13 protein-coding genes are annotated in these 17,904 nt (G+C 60.1%); 3 read left to right on the top strand and 10 right to left on the bottom strand.

Annotated elements, in window-relative coordinates; genetic code table 11:
• Positions 1-275 precede the first annotated feature (275 nt).
• The 6 genes from xerC to ACK59L_RS07595 form a co-directional block, all read right to left on the bottom strand.
• Positions 276-1,190, bottom strand: coding sequence for a tyrosine recombinase XerC (gene xerC, locus ACK59L_RS07620; protein ID WP_058605127.1), 915 nt, complete (start codon positions 1,188-1,190; stop codon positions 276-278).
• A gap of 242 nt (positions 1,191-1,432) precedes the next feature.
• Positions 1,433-3,694 carry an ATP-dependent DNA helicase gene (locus ACK59L_RS07615; RefSeq protein WP_409272762.1) on the bottom strand — a complete coding sequence of 754 codons (2,262 nt, stop codon included), beginning with the start codon at positions 3,692-3,694 and terminating at the stop codon, positions 1,433-1,435.
• Entirely contained in the window at positions 3,691-5,340 is a 1,650-nt protein-coding gene (locus ACK59L_RS07610) for a VRR-NUC domain-containing protein (RefSeq protein ID WP_409272760.1), read from the bottom strand. Before ACK59L_RS07610 ends, ACK59L_RS07615 begins: the two co-directional genes overlap by 4 nt.
• A 130-nt stretch (positions 5,341-5,470) precedes the next feature.
• Positions 5,471-6,799, bottom strand: a complete 1,329-nt coding sequence (locus ACK59L_RS07605; protein ID WP_409272758.1) for a GntR family transcriptional regulator — start codon at positions 6,797-6,799, stop codon at positions 5,471-5,473.
• A complete protein-coding gene (locus ACK59L_RS07600; protein ID WP_409272756.1) occupies positions 6,799-8,178 on the bottom strand; it encodes a hypothetical protein in 1,380 nt (459 codons plus the stop codon). Before ACK59L_RS07600 ends, ACK59L_RS07605 begins: the two co-directional genes overlap by 1 nt.
• A 612-nt stretch (positions 8,179-8,790) precedes the next feature.
• A complete protein-coding gene (locus ACK59L_RS07595) occupies positions 8,791-9,813 on the bottom strand; it encodes a zinc-dependent alcohol dehydrogenase family protein (protein WP_409272754.1) in 1,023 nt (340 codons plus the stop codon).
• A gap of 204 nt (positions 9,814-10,017) precedes the next feature.
• On the opposite strand from ACK59L_RS07595, the gene ACK59L_RS07590 reads away from it, so the two are divergent.
• The gene (locus tag ACK59L_RS07590) at positions 10,018-10,932 is read left to right on the top strand and encodes a LysR family transcriptional regulator (RefSeq protein WP_230380240.1); all 915 of its coding nucleotides are present in this window, start codon (positions 10,018-10,020) and stop codon (positions 10,930-10,932) included.
• Positions 10,933-11,113: 181 nt separating this feature from the next.
• On the opposite strand, the gene ACK59L_RS07585 is transcribed toward ACK59L_RS07590, so the two are convergent.
• Positions 11,114-12,264, bottom strand: a protein-coding gene (locus tag ACK59L_RS07585) for an IS3 family transposase (protein ID WP_409272752.1) whose coding sequence is annotated in 2 segments (ribosomal slippage) — positions 11,114-12,030 and positions 12,030-12,264 — 1,152 coding nt in all. Because the reading frame shifts where the segments join, the coding sequence is not laid out codon by codon here.
• A gap of 335 nt (positions 12,265-12,599) precedes the next feature.
• Between ACK59L_RS07585 and ACK59L_RS07580 the strand changes: the two genes are divergently transcribed.
• Complete coding sequence (locus ACK59L_RS07580; protein WP_409272750.1) at positions 12,600-13,067, top strand: NIPSNAP family protein; 468 nt, start codon at positions 12,600-12,602, stop codon at positions 13,065-13,067.
• A gap of 10 nt (positions 13,068-13,077) precedes the next feature.
• On the opposite strand, the gene ACK59L_RS07575 is transcribed toward ACK59L_RS07580, so the two are convergent.
• Both ACK59L_RS07575 and ACK59L_RS07570 read right to left on the bottom strand, forming a co-directional pair.
• The gene (locus ACK59L_RS07575; protein WP_409272748.1) at positions 13,078-13,962 is read right to left on the bottom strand and encodes an SMP-30/gluconolactonase/LRE family protein; all 885 of its coding nucleotides are present in this window, start codon (positions 13,960-13,962) and stop codon (positions 13,078-13,080) included.
• Between the two features lie 2 nt (positions 13,963-13,964).
• A complete protein-coding gene (locus tag ACK59L_RS07570) occupies positions 13,965-14,810 on the bottom strand; it encodes an SDR family NAD(P)-dependent oxidoreductase (RefSeq protein ID WP_409272746.1) in 846 nt (281 codons plus the stop codon).
• A 316-nt stretch (positions 14,811-15,126) separates the two neighbouring features.
• Here ACK59L_RS07570 and ACK59L_RS07565 point away from each other — a divergent pair, with 316 nt between their 5' ends.
• Complete coding sequence (locus ACK59L_RS07565; RefSeq protein WP_409272744.1) at positions 15,127-16,065, top strand: LysR family transcriptional regulator; 939 nt, start codon at positions 15,127-15,129, stop codon at positions 16,063-16,065.
• On the opposite strand, the gene asnB is transcribed toward ACK59L_RS07565, so the two are convergent.
• On the bottom strand, positions 16,062-17,897 hold the full coding sequence (gene asnB, locus ACK59L_RS07560; protein ID WP_409272742.1) for an asparagine synthase (glutamine-hydrolyzing): 1,836 nt from the start codon (positions 17,895-17,897) through the stop codon (positions 16,062-16,064). The genes ACK59L_RS07565 and asnB overlap by 4 nt on opposite strands.
• Positions 17,898-17,904: the final 7 nt, after the last annotated feature.

The raw sequence follows: 17,904 nt of genomic DNA, 5'->3' as shown, positions 1-17,904 counted from the left end.
AACCCTTGTAGTGCGTGGCCTCATGGCCGTTGCGAGGGGACCGGGCGGGGACGACTACGCGTTCCTGCCTGACCACTCGATCAAATTCTCGAGGTGGACATAGCAGGGAATGGGCCAATTCGGCGGGTCAGCGGTAGATGCTTGAATCAGAGCGCTGCGCCCGCATTGGGCAGCTAGTTGGTGCGCGCACTAGCCAAGGGCATGCACGAGCGCCATTGCGGTGCTCGTGGGCCTAGGCATGGGGTGGGCTATCTAGCGACAAGGTATAGGCGTGTTCAGTAGTCGAAACGGTCCACGGCACGCCGACGTTCGTTGTCATCGCGCCGGTCATAGATGGCCGTGGTCTGGATGTTGGCGTGGTGCGCCAACTTCTGAGCGATGGACAGGTCATGCTCTTCGATGACCCGCGTGATGAAGGCGCGACGAAAATCGTGCGGCATGATCTTCACACCGACCTGCGCACCGCGTTGGCGGGCAATGTAGTAGATCGCATGCTTGGTGATGCGAGCCCGGGTGATGTGGTTGCCCCGCCGAATTCGGTTGAACAGGAACGGATCGTCCTCTGCGCCGGCAGGCAAGCCAGCGCGCCGCAAGTCAAGCCAGGCCTGCAGTTTTTCGAAGGCCCAGGGCGGTGCGTACTTGATCAGCTGGTGATTGCCCTTGCCCACCACCTGCAAACTGCGCGCCTCGAAATCCACCTGATCCAGGTCGATGTCCACCGATTCCGACTTGCGCATGCCGGTGCCGTACAACAAGGCGATGATGGCCGCATCACGAACGCCCTGCGGGCGCGGGTCAGCGGCGCAGACGTCCATCAGTTCCCGAATCAGGCTGCGCCGCAGGTTGCGACCAGGCGGTAGTCGCGAGCCAGTGGCAGGTTTGACCTCGCGCATGCGCAGCAGGTGCTCGTGGTCGATCAGGCCCTGTCGCCAGGCCTCGTTCATCACGCCGCGGATGGCGTTGACGTACAGCGACGAGCTATTGGGCGCAAAACCATCGCTGCGCAGCGCGGCGACCAGCCCTATCACATGACCAGGCTCGAGCTGATGCCACGGCACATCGACCAGGTTGCAGTCCACGAACCCTAGCCGGTCGGCAGCGTCCTGGAGGATATAGCGCATGGTCTGCTGGCTGGAGGGCGCCAGCCGGTCCATGTACTGCAAGAGCGGGTTTTTCGGAAGTTCGGACAAAACATAAATCCTGTAGCAGTGTTGCAGCGCAGGCGGACGATGAGTGCAAGCTACCCATTCTCAGGCCTTGGAGACAGCGCACGGGCCAAGCCACTGCGAACCTGACACGCTCACCGCCCTCAAATACAACGGAGTGTGGAACGGTGTGGTCGCTGATCTTACCGCAAAGGGCCCACCAGAACGAACGCAGGGCCTTAAAGCTGCCTTTTCATCAGTAGCGGCAAAGGGCCCGCGCTGCAGTGTCAAGCAATCGCTGGCGGCCACCAGCCTGGAAACATCTGCTGAACACGGGGTTCGGCAAAGCGCTCGTCGATAAGTACCAGTACCCCGCGGTCCTGGTCGCCCCGGATGACCCTGCCTGCTGCCTGGATGACTTTGCGCACCCCCGGATACAGGTAGGCATAGTCGAACCCGGCGCCGAACTGGCGACCAAGCCGCTGCTTGAACTGCTCGTTGATCGGGTTGACCTGGGGCAGGCCCAAAGTGGCCACGAACGCGCCGATCAAGCGCGTCCCCGGCAGATCGACCCCTTCACCGAAGGCCCCGCCCAACACCGCAAACCCTACGCCGCGGCCGCCCTCGACGAAACGGTCGAGAAACGCCTGACGCTCGCCCTCGTCCATCCCTGGGGCTTGCGACCAGAGGGGGATTTGCCCGTGCTGGCGCGCCAGCAGCTCGGCCACCTGCTGCAGATATTCGAAGCTGCTGAAGAAAGCAAGGTAGTTACCCGGCAGGCGCTGGTATTGCTGCGCAATCAGCTCGACGATTGGCGCCAACGAGGCGCTGCGCTGCTGATAACGCGTGGAAACCTGACTTGCGATGCGCACTTCCAGCTGCTCGGCGCGAAACGGCGCGGCTACCTCGAGCCAGGCGGTGTCCGCCGGCATGCCCAGCAGGTCGTGGTAGAAACGCCGGGGGCTCAGGGTGGCTGAAAACAAGGTCACGCTGCGGGCCGCCTGCATACGCGGCGAGAGCAGCCGCGCCGGGTTGACGTTACGCAGGCACAGGGTGGAATAGCGCTTATTGCGCGGGCCGTTGCGCACGCTGATGTCGAACAGAAAATGCTCGTCGAACAGTTCAGCCACCCGGTTGAACTGCAATGCGTTGAAGAAAAACTGGAGCAGGTGCGGATCGGTATGCGCCGGGGATTGGTTCATCTGCTCCTGGATCAGGCTGGTGCACTGCTGGAGCGCGCGTAGCAGCGCTTGGGGCAACGCGTCACTGGCCTGGTAGGGCGCGCGCTGTTCCTTGTGCAGCGCATTCCACTGCCGATTCAAACGGTCCAGCGCCGTGGTCAGCCCGGCCGGCTTACGTAGACGTAATGCCTGCAGCTGGCCCTGATCGAGGCTGGCGCTGTACATGCTGCGGCCGCGCTCGACCAGGTTGTGGGCTTCGTCCACCAGAACGGCAGTACGCCATTGGTTGGCCTGGGCCAGGCCGAAGAGCAAGGCGTGGGCATCGAAGTAGTAGTTGTAGTCGGCAATCAGCACATCGACCCAGCGCGCCATTTCCTGCCCCAGGTAATACGGGCATACCTGATGGGCCAACGCCACTGCGCGCAGGCTGCTGCGGTCGAGCAAGGGCTGGGCAGCGGCGGCTTCGCGTGCGGCAGGCAGCCTGTCGTAGAAGCCCGCCGCCAACGGGCATGACTCCCCGTGGCAGGCCTTGTCCGGGTGTTCGCAGGCCTTGTCGCGGGCGATCAGCTCCAGCGTGCGCAAGCCGGGCTGGGCCTGGGTATCGGTCAGTTGGCGAAGGGCATCCAGGGCCAGCGCGCGCCCCGGTGTCTTGGCTGTCAGAAAGAACAGCTTGTCCAACTGCTGCGGCACCATGGCCTTGAGCAGGGGAAACAGCGTGCCAAGCGTCTTGCCGATGCCGGTACTGGCCTGGGCCATCAGGCAGCGGCCAGTGCTCACGGCCTTGTACAGGGTCTCAGACAGCTGCCGCTGCCCTTGGCGAAACTGCGGATAGGGAAAGCGCAGCGCCAGTAGCCCTAGGTCGCGCTGCGCAAGGCGCCGTTGCTGACGGTGAGCCCAGGCCAGAAACCGTTGGCACTGGTCGTCGAAGAAGGCCTGCAGATCAGTCGCCGTGCAGTGCTGGGTGATCAGCGTCTGCCCATCACTGTCGACGTCCAGATACACCAGGGCCACATCAAGGGCTGACAGGCCACGCGCCTGACACAGCAGCCAGCCATAGACCTTGGCCTGTGCCCAATGCAATTGGCGATGATTGTCAGGCTGGCGGGCCAGGTCACCGCGGTGGGTCTTGATTTCTTCGAGGCGGTTGCAAGCCGGGTCATAGCCGTCGGCGCGTCCGCGAACACGCAGGGTTTCAAACTGCCCTTCAAGGGCGATTTCCGATTCATAGCCCGCCCCCCGGCGGGCGACCACGCGCCGATGGCCTTCAATGCCTTCCTGGGCTGTCGGCGACGGCGTGAAGCGCAGGTCCAAGTCACCCACCTTCGCGCTGAACTCACACAACGCCCGTACAGCCACGCTGTAGCTCACGCCACCTCGCTCCAGCGCACATGACACACCGCGACCGGCAGGCCATGCAGGCGGCAGAATTCCAACCACCGCAGCTGGTTGTCCTGCAGGCGATCACCTGGCCCCTTGACCTCCACCATGCGATAGCGGCCTTGCTCCGGCCAGAACTGGATCAGGTCCGGCATACCGGTGCGGTTGTTGCGAATGTCCTGCAGCAGCCTCAAAAAGCACTGCTTCAGATGGGCGCCCGGCAAGCAGCCCAAGGCTTGGTCAAGCAGGGTTTCACTGAGCATGCCCCAGAACACGAAAGGCGATTGCAGGCCGCGCTTGGTGGCATAGCAGTCCAGAATGGCCTGCCGATGTGTACCGTCGTCCAGCCGGTTCAGGCAACGCTCGAACACTTGGCTGCGCCGATGCTGGAAGTCGCTGTCGTGCAAGTCTTGTGGCGCCGACTGGAATGGGTTGAAGAAGGCTCCTGGGACCGGGGCAAACACGGCCTCCCAGCACAGCAGGCCGAACAAGCTGTTGAACAGGGTGTTTTCCACATAGTGAACCTCCCCCCCCGCCGTAGCCAGATGCTGTCGCACCGCTTCCTCGACGCCAAGCTCGGCGTGGGATCTGGGCAGTTCCAGCTCGATCAACTCGACGGGCTTGAGGCGCTGGCGACGCTGAGGTGGCCCGCCGAGCTTGCGCGCCAGGCGCGGCAACATGCGCTCCAGCGCCTGTACCTCAAGCGCATTGGCCGGCGCTGCTGCCAGTTGCAGAGCCAGGGCATGGGCCTGCTCCCAGGACTGTGTGCGCTCCAGTACGCGTACTTGACGAATGCGCGCCTGGGGATGGGCGCACTGGGCGTACACCGCCATGGCCTGATCCCACTCGCCCCTGCGTTCGCACTGCTGGCCCAGCGCGAACAGCAACCGCGCGCGGCGCCTGGCCAGCCATGCATTGCCACTGTGCAAGCCTTGCAGTGTCGCCAGGATCGAAGCGGTATCGGCGCCTTCCTCTAGACGCTCGGCGCACTGGTGCAGTGCCAGGGCCAGATCAACCTCCGAGCGCTGGTGCAAGGCCCGCGAGTCAGCGCTGAACGCTACCTGCTCGAAACGCAATACCCCCAGGTCGGCGAGCACGAAGTCCGACCAGTCTTGATAGAGATTGCCGAAAAACAGCAGCCGAATTCGGTCACAGACCGGCTGTCGACACCACTGCACGATACGCAGCTCACTGTCGGCGAACCATTGGCGCAGCGACCGCGGAGCCAGTTCCAATGCTTGCAACTCGGCCAGCAGCTCATGCTTGGCCGCACGCGGCCGGCTGAGCTGCGCTGCAAAGCACTGCGCCAGTTCATCCTTGCGCAAGAGCGTGAACAACTGCTCAAGGGTCAAGTGCTCGGGCTCGCACACCCAGCCGAGCCCGATCAAAGGTGCCAGGGCCTGCCCGATATCACCGACTTCGGCATACTGCAGGCGATCATCTCGAAACAGCTCACCCTTGCGCATGACCATGCGCACCATGATCGCTTGCGCAGGCGGGTCCAACTCGGCGAACGCAGCGATGAACGCCTGCTCGCTCAGATCGAGCAGGTCTGCATAGCGCTGACCCACCCAGCACAGGACCTGGCGGAAGTTATGCAGGTAATACAGGGGATCTTCGACAGAATGGGCAATCACGGAAATCGGTCGGACGGCAGCTTTACGGGGTACTGGTTATACATACAGATTGGTCCATGTGACAAGTGCCGCGGGTCGGGCCGTGCACCTCGCACCGTGGCAGCACGGCCGATGCCGGCTGGTAAGGTCATCAAGGATGCCCGGCGATCCGAGCCAATCGATCGACGGCAATCTGTAGCTCTACCGGGTCATCGCCGGTCCAGCCCAGGGCCAGGTGGTGCTGAAAGCGGCTTTGCAAGCTGAAGTGCTTGCCAGGCATGGCATGCAGCGACGTGCCTGCCAGCGCCTTGCTAATGGACTCCCAATGCACAGGCTGGCGCAACCTTGCCCAGAGCAAGCCGCCGCCGTCGGGCAAACGCAGTTGCAACTGTGGCCCGAAGCGTAACGCGAGCACGCGTGCCAATGTTCGGGTACGGCGTTGCAGCGCCTGGCGAAGCCAGGCCCATTGTGCATCCACCTCCCCTTTGTCCAACATGCAGGCCAGCGCTTGCATGCGTAAGGGTGGCAAGCGGAAAGCCCGTTCGCCAAAGCCTCTGGTCAGTGCACCGGTTGGTCCGAGTACGTAGGCATACGGGGCCTCGGGCCCAAGCACTGCCTCGAACCCACCCACCACCAACAGTTGCCTGACATCCACCCAGTCCCGCTGGCGTATGACAGGCGGGCCTGCGTGACAGAGCTCGCTGTCCAGGTCGCTTTCCAGCACCCATACCCGATAGCGTGAAAGCAGATGGCCCAACTGCTGCTGGCCCGCCGAGGACACTAACCGCCCTTGTGGCGTGCTCAGACATGAGGGCAACACCACAAGCCCCACTGGCTCGCTTTCCAACAGACAGGTCAACGCATACAGATTCAGATCACCCCGAGTATCCACTGGCACCTCCAGCACGGGCACCCCGGTCCGGGCGAGCGCCTGCAGTAGCTGCCAGCAGCACGGTGAATGAACCAGTACTGTCGCATGCCGAAGTTCGAGCGCTGCCCACACCGTATCGAGCAACGCAGTGAGGTCCGGCGCCACGTGCACATCCTTGGCGCACCAGTAACGGCTGCTGGAATGGGTGTAGCGCTCTGCAAGCGCCTGACGCAATCTCACGCTGCCCGGATCCTGACCCCTGCCCACGGCTCGCAGCCGCTGACGCGCCAGCCGGCGTTCATGGTTGTGCAAGTTCAGCTCGAACAGCGATGGCTCGAATACCGGCAGCTGCCGGGGCACGATGGCCAGCTCGCTGCTTGACGCACCGTGCACGAAGTAGCCCGATCTGGGCAGGCGCTGAACACGGCCGGCTTCCTCCAGCAGGTTATAGGCGTGCTGAACAGTGCCCAACGACACCCGCAGCCTCGAAGCCAGGCCACGCAGCGAGGGCAAACGCTGTCGTTGGCCGGGCGGCGATTGATCGATGAGTGCTTCGATGTACCGGTAGACCTTGCGGTAGGCAAACTCGCGATGAGGGGCCTGCGGCATCACGACCACTCCACGTCACTGCCCTGCGCTGGCAATGGCGCCTGACACAGCAGACGCAGGTTGATGTCACGCCTGGCCAGGTGCCTCAACACGCGCATGGCCGAGGCAGGCAAGCTGGTTTCATACACGGCCCGCAGCTGTGCAACAGGCAAGCCACTGACATTGACGAGCCAAGCCTTCACGGCCTGTGGACATGGCTCGCCGCGTAAGGCGTAGTGCAAATAGGGCAATGCCACCAGCATGTCGGTATGCCGGCACTTGAGGTAGCGCTCCAAATGCTCACCCCTGCGAGCGAAAGGTGCAAACAGCAGGCAAATCAACTGATCGTGACTCAAACCCAGCACGCCGCCCGCCTGCGCGGCGCGGCCCCGGCCCGGTTTGTCTACCTGACTTTTGAGCGACAATGCGGGCCTGCACCCCAGGGTTTGCTGAGCGCGGCTCTGCAATTGGCGCACCTGCGCCAACGTTTCAGGCTCCACGAACGCCCCCAATGGATAGGCATCCTCTGGCACTGCACACGCATTGCCGAGCATCAATTCGAGTTTTTGCCCTTCAAGCAAGTCTGCCAGAAGCTCATCGATCGCCATGACCCGCAGTGGTGTACGTGCCTGCACCTCCCGGCCTGCCTGCCTGGTTTCCTGGCCACCAACACCCTCCAGCCGCTGTGACAGTTGACTGAGCCCATCGGCCAACGCAGCCAGGCAATGCTGCGCCTCGGGCAAGCCATTTTCGCCTGCAAGGTGCAGGATGCGCCGGAACCAGGCCAGAAAACGATGCCGCTCTCGCGCCGGTATTGCCGTGATCATCACGTCGACAGGTGCTTGGGACTGCACGGCCTCACTGAAGGTGGTTGCCAGCTCCAGATAAAGCCAAGCGCCTAGCAACCCCTCGGGCCTGGTCCCTGCCAGATGCCCCAACAGCAGCATGGCAGTACTGGCCGGAGGGGCGTCGTCTCTACTGGGCACCCAGTCTCGCGAAAAGGGTCTGACCGCCCGGCCTTGGACCATAAGCAACTCAACGCGAGGATCATCCTGCAGGAACAAGGCATTGAACGCACGCTCGTGAGCTATCAGGGTGTTGAAACCGGGAGCGGGTTGACTGATCACCAACACGCGCAACTGGAAGGTGACTGGCCCGCGTGCGGCGATGCTCAATTGCGCAGCCCGAAGCATGGCCAGTAACCTTGCACTACGGCGGTCGTTGCCATGCAGGACCAATACACGGAATGTCCCGATATATTCAGCACCTCCGGCAGCTATTAGCAATCGCTGAATCAACAACTGCAAGGACGCACGTTGTGATTGGGACATATGATTCAACAAGCGCTCCAGCACTTGCCGATAGATATGATGCATAGCCTGATCGTGAATAGCCGTCACGATATTACCTCGTCCAGTTCATGCGGCCAGTCGATGCACAAGCACTTGGCATCCACCGGCCCGGGGTACTCCGAAAGGTCGTTACAGTTCACGCACAACGGAGTTCACCTTCACTGTCGACACACATCGGAAACCCTCACCGCATGCCCATGGCACACCGGACCTTCACGCCATTGCCCAGCCAGCTCAGCCCTGCTCATATCACGCTCCTTGCGTAAACTGTCATTGCGCCATTATCGATAGGCAACAGAAGAATTAAAGATACAGATCAGGGAAAAAAAAGTAGTCAGCGGTGATGAAACGACAGCTTGACGTTGAAACTTAAAGACTTCAATCAAAGATAAGAGGCGAAATATTTCTGCAACTCGAGAACACTGAAACTTTATGTAGTATCAGTCTTCGTCCATTGTAGGACTTATCCTTTTATAAATTCATGCACAGACCCCCGCCACGGGTCGAAGCGAGTAAACAACCAAGAACAGTCAGCCGTCGCCGGGGATCACGCCGGCGACGGCTGACTGTTGGGAGGAGTATGTGCGGGTAAAGCCAGATGCGGCCGGCAGCGACCTGTAGATGCCCACCCAGTGAAGCGAGCCATCAGCAAGCGGCTTGTCAGGCTGGCGTAAGGTCCAGAACCACGCGCCCGCCGCAAGGGCACTGGTCCATGTACCGATGGGCGTCGACCACTTGCTCGAACGGATACACCTTGATGATCTGCGGTGTGAGCAGCTTGTCGGCCGTGAACTGGTTGATGTCGCGCAATGCCCTGTGCAAGGCCACCTGGTCCTGGCTGATGCCCAATTCGGGCTTGCCTGTGAAATTGCCAATACAGTGCACGTAGAACTGAATGTTCTTCTGGAATGCAGCACAGGCCGGGAATGGGGTCTGGTTGCCGCCTTGCAGGCCATACAGCACCAGGCTGCCACGCGGGGCCAAGACATCACCGAGCAACGACATCTGTGGCCCACCCAGGCCATCGAGCACCATGTCTACACCGCGACCTTCGGTGTACTTGCCTACCTGCATCACCAGGTCCTGCTCCTCGGTGACGATCACTTTGTCAGCGCCCAGGCCGAGCAGATAGTCACGCTGCTCGTCATCCTTGGTCGCGGCAAACACCGTCAGCCCAAGCGCCTTGCCCAGCTGCACGAACGCCGGGCCCGCGCAATGACTGGCATCGGTGACCAGTGCCGTCTGCCCACTTTTTGCACGGGCCAGATCGACGTACGCAAAATAGGCGATCAGCAGCGGCGTGTAGTGCACGCTCGCTTCGATCGGTGTCAGCACCTCGGGATAACGGGTGATGGCTGAACGCGGCAAGACGATGACGTCACCGTACACCGGGTGGTCGTTGGCACTGGTGGCCGGGAAGCTCGCGACCCTGTCACCGACCACGATGTCGTCGACCGCCTCGCCCACCGCCGTTACCACGCCGGCCATTTCATGACCTATACCGGCTGGCAGCCGTGCACGGGAGGACGCCAGGTTCTGGCGCCAGAGCACGTCGTACCAGCTGACACCGATCGCCTCGACGCGGATTTGCACCTCACCGGCGGCGGGCATCGGCTCGGCCTGCTCCTCGCAACGGAGCACATCCGCAGCGCCGAACTTGTGGAACCGAATCATGCGGGACATCGCCTACCTCGCCTCGTGAAACATCAATTACCACTGACTCTATCCGGGCTTTACCCATCAGACCAGCCGCGGTCATTAATAGTCGACATGCCTGTCATCGATTGGGCCCTGCATTTTCCCTGCAATTGGCCCCCTGGATGGGTGCAGGTTACCAGCCTTTGGCCTTAATATTCACCCCTGCTCCTTTTCTGGCGAAGCGCCCCGATGAATCGAAACGACTTACGTCGCGTAGACCTCAACCTGCTGATCGTGTTCGAAACGCTCATGCACGAGCGAAGCGTGACCCGTGCAGCGGAAAAGCTGTTCCTCGGCCAACCCGCCATCAGTGCCGCCCTGTCGCGCCTGCGCAACCTGTTCGATGATCCGCTTTTTGTGCGCACTGGCCGCAGCATGGAGCCGTCCGCCCGCGCCAACGAAATCTTCGCCCTGCTTTCGCCCGCACTGGATTCGATTTCCACGGCCGTCAGCCGAGCGGCCGAGTTCGATCCAGCCACCAGCAACGCGGTGTTTCGCATCGGCCTGTCGGACGATGCCGAATTCGGCCTGCTGCCGCAGTTGCTCAAGCGCGTACGCGCCGAAGCGCCAGGTATCGTGCTGGTGATACGGCGCGTCAATTACCTGCTGATGCCCACCTTGCTGGCCTCCGGTGAAATTTCGGTCGGCGTCAGCTACACCAGCGAACTGCCCGCCAATGCCAAACGCAAAGTGCTGCGCCGCAGCCGACCAAAGCTGCTGCGGGCCGACAGCGTACCGGGCAGCATCAGCCTCGATGATTTTTGCGCAAGGCCCCATGCCCTGGTGTCGTTCGCCGGGGACCTGTCGGGCTTCATCGACGAAGCCCTGCAGGCGCTTGGACGCAAGCGCCACGTGGTCCTGGCCGTGCCGCAGTTCAATGGCCTGGGCAGCCTGCTGGCTGGCACCGACATTGTGGCCACCGTGCCCGATTACACGGCCGATGCCCTGACAGCGGCCGGTGGGTTGCGGGCTGAAGAGCTGCCGTTGGAGGTGCGCAGTTTTGAATTGCACATGGCCTGGCGCGGGGCGCAGGACAATGATCCGGCGGAGCGGTGGTTGAGGTCTAGGATTCAGATGTTCTTCGGCGACCCTGACAGTCTTTAGGGGCTTCGTGCATGCTTGTTAGCTGGTCATTTCTGCGTTTCTCTAGCCTCGAAGAACCATTTACTTCCAGCGAATTGCTACATTTGGGGCATATTTGAGGGCATGCTTTGGATGGTTTGAAAAGGATGCCCCCAACCGAAAATGCTCAGCGCTTTCGGTAATCTGAATCGCCCCTGGTTTCCTAGACACTCTCCAAGCTCAGGAAATAGCGTTTCTCATACTCTACTGGAGACAGCTGCATAGCACTGCTGTGTCGACGCTTGGGGTTATAGAACATCTCGATGTAATCGAAAATATCACTTCGGGTTTCGTCACGCGTTGCGTAGATCTTTCGTCGGATTCGCTCCCGCTTCAAAAGCTGGAAATAGCTCTCGGCTACGGCATTGTCGTGGCAGTTTCGCCGTCGGCTCATGCTGCTGATCACATTGTTGGCCTTCAGGAAGCTTTGCCAATCTGAGAAACTGAACTGACTGCCTTGGTCTGAGTGAATCATCACTTGCTGCTGTGGCTTGCGTCGCCACACGGCCATCAGCATGGCGTCGATAGCCAGGTCGCTGCTCATCCTGGGCTTCATTGACAAACCAATGACTTGGCGAGAGAACAGATCCAGCACTACCGCCAGGTACAGCCACCCTTCATAGGTGCGGATGTAGGTGATATCGGTCACCCAGACCTTATTCGGCTCACAGACCTTGAACTGCCGGGCCAGATGGTTGGGCGATACCACTGTTGGTTTTCCGCCATAAAACCCAGGACGACGGCGATAGCCCGTTTGCGAACGCAGCCCCTCTGCCTGCATCAAGCGACCGACTCGATTTCGCCCACAGATCTCTCCTAACTCTCGCAGGTCATCGTGAATCTTGCGATAGCCATACACGCCGCCGCTTTCTAACCAGGCCTGCTTGATCAAGCCAAGCAGGCGCTGATCTTCTTTGGCTCGGGCAGATTGAGGCTCGGCCAACCAAGCGTAATAGCCGCTGGGATGCACCTTGAGGGTTTGGCAAAGGCGACGCACTGGGTAATCCGTCGAGTGCTTGTTGATGAAGGCGTACTTCAGCCGCACTCCTTGGCAAAGTACGCGGCGGCCTTCTTTTAGATGTCTCGCTCTTCTGTCACGCGCTTGAGTTCAGCGCGTAGCTTGCGCAGTTCAGCCTGCTGATCATTGTCTTGCTGACGCTGCTCTTGGGGCTTGCTGTAGACCTTGATCCAAGCGTAAAGGCTGTGCATGGACATGCCCAGGCGCTGGGCGACCTCGGCGACTGGTTTGCCTTTTTCGGTCACTTGCTTGACCGCTTCGATCTTGAATTCTTCGGGGTAACGCTGACGACTCATGACACCTCCTATTTGGGCCTGATTATGAGGCTTGGAGGTGTCTACGAAACCAGGGGCGATTCAAAGCCACGCGATCACTTGTACGGAAGCTCGTCTGAAAATTGCGAGCCAATCTGGTCCCGGTTAAGCAAGTATTCACACGGCCATTCGCAGTTATAGCCCTCCCCTGACGCTCCTTGATTGGCCTCAAATACATGTGCCGCGCACACGACTAAGACTACGGGCGTCTCACCCGCGTGTCGAAAAAATATTATACAAACCTGTCCCGCTCCCCAAACATCTAGGGGCTGCCCGCGTCAGCGGAACTTCCCCGGTTTTTTGAGCAGGCCCCTTTCATGGCACGATTCAAAACCACGCTGCTGGCTTTCCATTTCCTGACTCTCGCAGGCCTATTCATGCCCTCCCTACCTGCCCACGCTAACGCAATCGACTCAACCGTAGCGCCGCTTGCGCATGACGCCATCTACCAACTGCGCATCTACGAAATTTTCGAACATAATAAGGTTGCGTTTCATGAACGATTTCGCGATCACGCCATGCGCATCATGGCCCGTCATGGGTTCGACATCATCGCACTGTGGGAAACCAAGACCGACCAGCGTACCGAGTTTATCTATTTGATCAGATGGCCGGATTCAGAAAGGATGCGCCAGGGTTGGGCGAACTTGATGGCCGATCAGGAGTGGTCTGCCATCAAAGAAAAAAGCGCCGCGGAGCACGGCGCAATGGTGGGCCAAATTCAGGAAAAGGTGATGGCATTGACCGACTACTCAAGGACACCTGCCGGCCTACCAAGGCCTTGATGCGTAGAGGCTACAGCTCCTTGAAACGGTGGCGCGGCTTTCCGGGCACTGGCACCCGGATGCTGTAGATATTGCCAGCCGCCGGATAGTCCGTGTGCTCGGCCGCCGACATGCCGAATTTGGCGGTGGTAATAAACAGCGTACGCATATCCGGTCCGCCAAAGCAGCAACTGGTGGGCCGTGGCACCGGCACCGGCAAGGTCTGCAACAGCACACCATGGCGGTCGTACTGCAGCAGGCAGCCTCCGTTGAATTGGCAAACCCACAGGTTATCCTCGACATCCAGCGCTAGGCCGTCCGGTCGGCCCAGTTGCTCCGGTGTCCGAGCGAACACCGACACCTGTTGCAGGTAATTGCCGTTCGCCGGGTAAGGAGCGCGGTAAAGCGTGCGGGCCACCGAGTCGACGAAAAACAACTCCTCGCCCTCACTTGCCCACGCAAGTCCGTTGGGTAGACTGAGACCGTCCAGTATCACTGAGGCGTTCAGGCCGGCATCGTATCGATAGAGCTTGCCCGTATTGGCGCTGTGACCTTCATCCATCAAACCGGTAATGAAGCGACCCTGTGGATCGCACGCACCATCATTGAAGCGATAGGACGACAATGTAATGGCCAGCTTTGAGTTCTGGGTGACCCGCAGGCTGGTGCGGTCCAGGATGGCAACGCCAGCATTCTGGGAGAAAATTAGGTTGCCCTTTTCAGTCAATGCCAGTGCGCCAATGCGCGCAGGCGACTGATACAGGCGCGTCAATTGCCCGTGCAGGTCCAGCGCATTGATCTGGCCGCCACTGATGTCGACAAAGAGCAGGCACTGATGGGATTTATCCCAGACCGGGCTTTCACCCAGGTCGGCCTGGCACGGTGAGAACAGTTTGAGCGCTTCTTGAGTAGGCATGTTCAACGCTCCTTGATGTGGTCCCAAAGCTGGGCAACTTGTTCAGCACTGGTGGCCTTCACTCGGGCCAGATCGACCGGATAATCCACACCTGGATTTTCGACAAATCGCGTCGCCGTAAATTGGCCATTGCTGGCACGCAGAACATAACCGGTATCCTGGCACTGCTGCGACGCCAGGAACACCACGCCGGGCGTCACCCATTCAGGCTTGAGGTTCTCCGGTTTACCCGTCACGCCCCACATGCGGGTCTTGGCCACTGGAGATACCGCATTGACGAGAATGCCGGCTTTGGTGCCTTCCATGCTTAGCGCATTCATGATGCCCAGTTGAGCCATCTTGCCGGCGGCATACGCCACCAGGCCCGGTTGGGCATATTGCTGGTACATCGCGCGGTCGGACGAGGTCAGCACGACCCGTGCGGCAGCGGACTGTTTGAGGTGTTTCCAGGCATGTTTGCATAACCACACGGGGGTATAGATGTTGATATCCACCGCGCGACCAATGAATGTCGCATCAGCCTCTTCAATCGCTTGATAACCGACCCAGCCGGCGTTGTGAATCAAGATATCGAGTTGGCCAAATGCCTCGATGGCCGTTGCCACCAATTGCTCGCAACCCTGCTCACCGGACAAGTCCCCATGATGCCCCAACACGTTGAAACCTTTGTCCCGCAGCGCTTTCGCAGCCTCCAGGGCGATGGAGCCATCGCACCCGGCGCCCAGCTCATCTGCGCCGATGTCACTGATTACCACATTAGCGCCCAGCGTCGCTAATGCGTGCGCATAATTAAGACCGAGCCCTCGGCCAGCACCCGTTACAATGGCGGTCTTTCCTGTAAAGTTCATGGGCTGTTTCCTCCTGAGTACCGCCCCACTTTAACAATGAATGTTTACGCTGTTTAATACTAACGGCGACGCCCGTTGATACCGGACTCATATCAAGTTGCTGGTCAATCCGAATAACTTCTCGATGATTACTCATCTGAAGGCCCATCCCTGTGCCACGCCACCGAACTCGGACCTGCGCGATACCGCTTGCACGTATTGGATCCTACGTTTAACTTAGCTCCACTTTGTATTTAGTATTTAGTCGAGGGTCTGTTAATCGGTCACATTGCCGCACCCCCGTCCTCAGATCAGTTCAGATGAAGGAACAGAAGAAATGATCGAAACTCGCCTGTTACGCCAATTTATCGCCGTGGCTGAAGAGCTGCATTTCCACAAGGCCGCTGTTCGCCTGCACATGGCCCAGCCCCCGTTGAGCCAAGCCATCAATCGGCTAGAAGACAAATTGGGGTTCAGTCTGTTCACGCGCAATAAGCGCGGTGTCAAGCTAACCCCCGCTGGCAGTGCATTCCTGAATGCGGCCTACAGCACGTTGAAGGAGCTGGAGCTGGGCATCGAACACGCACGCCAGGTGTCCGAGGGCATTGCCGGCAAACTCACAGTGACGGCGGTGTCCATCGCTTATTACGAGTCACTGCTCAGTACCCTGCGCCAGTTCCGCGAGGCTTACCCCAAAGTCCAACTGATCATCAAGGAGATGCCTTCTTCCAGCCAAGCCAAGGCCATTTTGTCGGGAGAAGCGGACATTGCCTTCATGCGCAAGTTGCCGATCTCGGCGGAAAACGTCGAGTCACGCCTGTTGCTGGACGAAGAGATCGTGATGGCCCTGCCCGCCCACCACCCGAAGGCAAAGGGAGGGCAGATCGACTTGAGGGACTTTGCCGGGGAAGACTTCGTATTTACCCCTGAAGCGCTGGGCACCGGCTATCACAGCCAGCTGATCGCCTTGTGTGAAGCCGCCGGTTTTTACCCCAAGGTGGTGCAGGAGGCCGCGCAGATTCATACCTTGATAGGCCTGGTGGCCTGCGGTTTCGGCGTTGCTTTGGTGCCTGAGTCAATTGCCAACTCGATCATGCGCGACAAGGTCCTGTTCCGTCGTATCTACCCAGTGACCGCCTCCCCCAACCCGGCCATCGGCCTGTACATGAGTTGGAACACCCACAACGAATCACCGTTGATGGACAGCTTCATTTCCATGCTCGACGTCAACGTCGCTCCTCAGGTCGAGGGGATGCTGGCCGCTCAGGTCAGTTAGAGCGCCAGCTGGTAATCCTGGAGCCATGCGGCAAGGGTCAAGGCGGTTTCAAGGTTATTGCGCTTGAGCTGGGAGTTGAAATAACCCACAGGCTGTTCAAGCTCGCGCCCCAGGTGGGTGCGATCAATTATCTCGAAGACCGGGTTGCTGGCCTGTCGCAACAGCGCTTTGGTCTGCGCGCGCAGAAAATGTTCATACGCCATGTTGGCAGAGGTCGGGTATGGGCTTTTCTTGCGCCGCAGCACGGCGTCAGGTACCAGGTCGGCACAGGCCTGCTTGAGCAACCACTTCTCCACCCCGTCTTTGCCCTTGATGCTCCACGGTACGTTGTAGACGTATTGCACCAGCTCATGGTCGGTGAACGGCACGCGCACTTCGAGACTGGCGTACATGCTCAGGCGGTCCTTGCGATCTAGCAGGATCGGTAGCCAGCGATGCAGGTGCATGTGGCAGACTTCGCGCATCCTGCGCTCCCCAGCGCTGTCGCCCTGCAGATGCTCGACGCTGTCGACGGCCTGGCCGTAACTGCTGCGTTGGTATTCGGCGAAGTCACACAGTTTGTTGAAGTCCGGGTTGATCATCTCCGGCTGCAGCAGCTGCATGCGTGAAAGCCAGGGGAAGCGCTGGGCTTCAAGCGCCTGAGAATCGCGAAACCAGGCATAGCCACCAAATACTTCATCCGCCGCTTCACCGGAAATGGCCACGGTGGAGTGCTCGCTAATAGCCTTGAACAGCAAATGCAATGAGGTGTCCACGTCGCCGAACGTCTGAGCCGAGTCGTTGGCCCTGAACACCGACTGCCGCGCCGTCTCGCTCACCAATTCCTGGTTGTCGATCAGGATGGTCTGGTGATGGCTGCCGATCGCTTCGGCCGCCGCCAGCGCGAAGGGCTGGTCGCGATCCGGGCGGAAAGTATCGGCACAGAACTGCTCGGCCTGCCCGACAAAGTCGACCGAAAACGAGTTGACCACACTGCCGTGTTCGGCACGCAGCTTTTTCTGCGCCATGGCAGTGAGAATGGTCGAGTCCAGTCCGCCTGAGAGCAAGGAGCAGACCGGCACGTCGGCATAAAGTTGCTCGCTTAGAGCCTGTTCCAGCAAGGCCCGGGTTTTTTCGACGGTCTGCGCTTCGGTGTCGGTGTGCTCGTAACGCGCTACCGCCCAATAGCGATGTAGGCTCGGTGCACGCCCGGCTAGCAATTGCAGGCAATGGCCAGGCGGCAATTCACGAATGCCCTTGAAAGCGGTCTGCGCTGTTGCTTTGCACAGGGATAACGCATCAACCAAGCCCACAACGTCCAACGCTCGGTGAAACTGCGGGTGAGCGAGGATGGCTTTGGGTTCCGACGCGAACAGCAAACCTGCGTCTAGCGCCGCATAAAAAAGTGGCTTGACCCCCAGGCGATCGCGCAGCAGCAGGAAACGCCCCAGGCGCTCGTCGAAAATGGCCAGCGCAAACATGCCGGTGAGGTGGTCGACACATCGCTCGCCCCACTCTAGGTAGGCGTGCAGCACCACTTCCGTATCGCTGCGGGTGGTGAAGTGGTGCCCGGCCTTGCGCAAACGCTCACGCAGCGGGGCATAGTTATACACCTCGCCGGTATACACCATCGCCACCGTCGCGCCCCCTACGGTGGTAAATATCATCGGTTGCGCGCCGCCGCTCAAGTCAATAATTGCCAGCCGACGGTGCCCAAGCACTGCGTGCTGGCCTTGCCAGATGCCCTCGGCATCCGGACCGCGTCGCGTGAGGCTGGTGGTCATTTTCTCCACCAACGGCCGTTGATCTCTGAGGTCTCGTGTAAAGTCGACCCAGCCTGTAATTCCACACATATCAGAT

Origin of the sequence: Pseudomonas sp. KCJK9111 (assembly GCF_046231935.1) — a bacterium.
In the GTDB taxonomy this organism is placed as follows: Bacteria; Pseudomonadota; Gammaproteobacteria; order Pseudomonadales; family Pseudomonadaceae; genus Aquipseudomonas; species Aquipseudomonas parafulva_B.
This window is presented reverse-complemented; position numbering and strand designations above follow the sequence as displayed.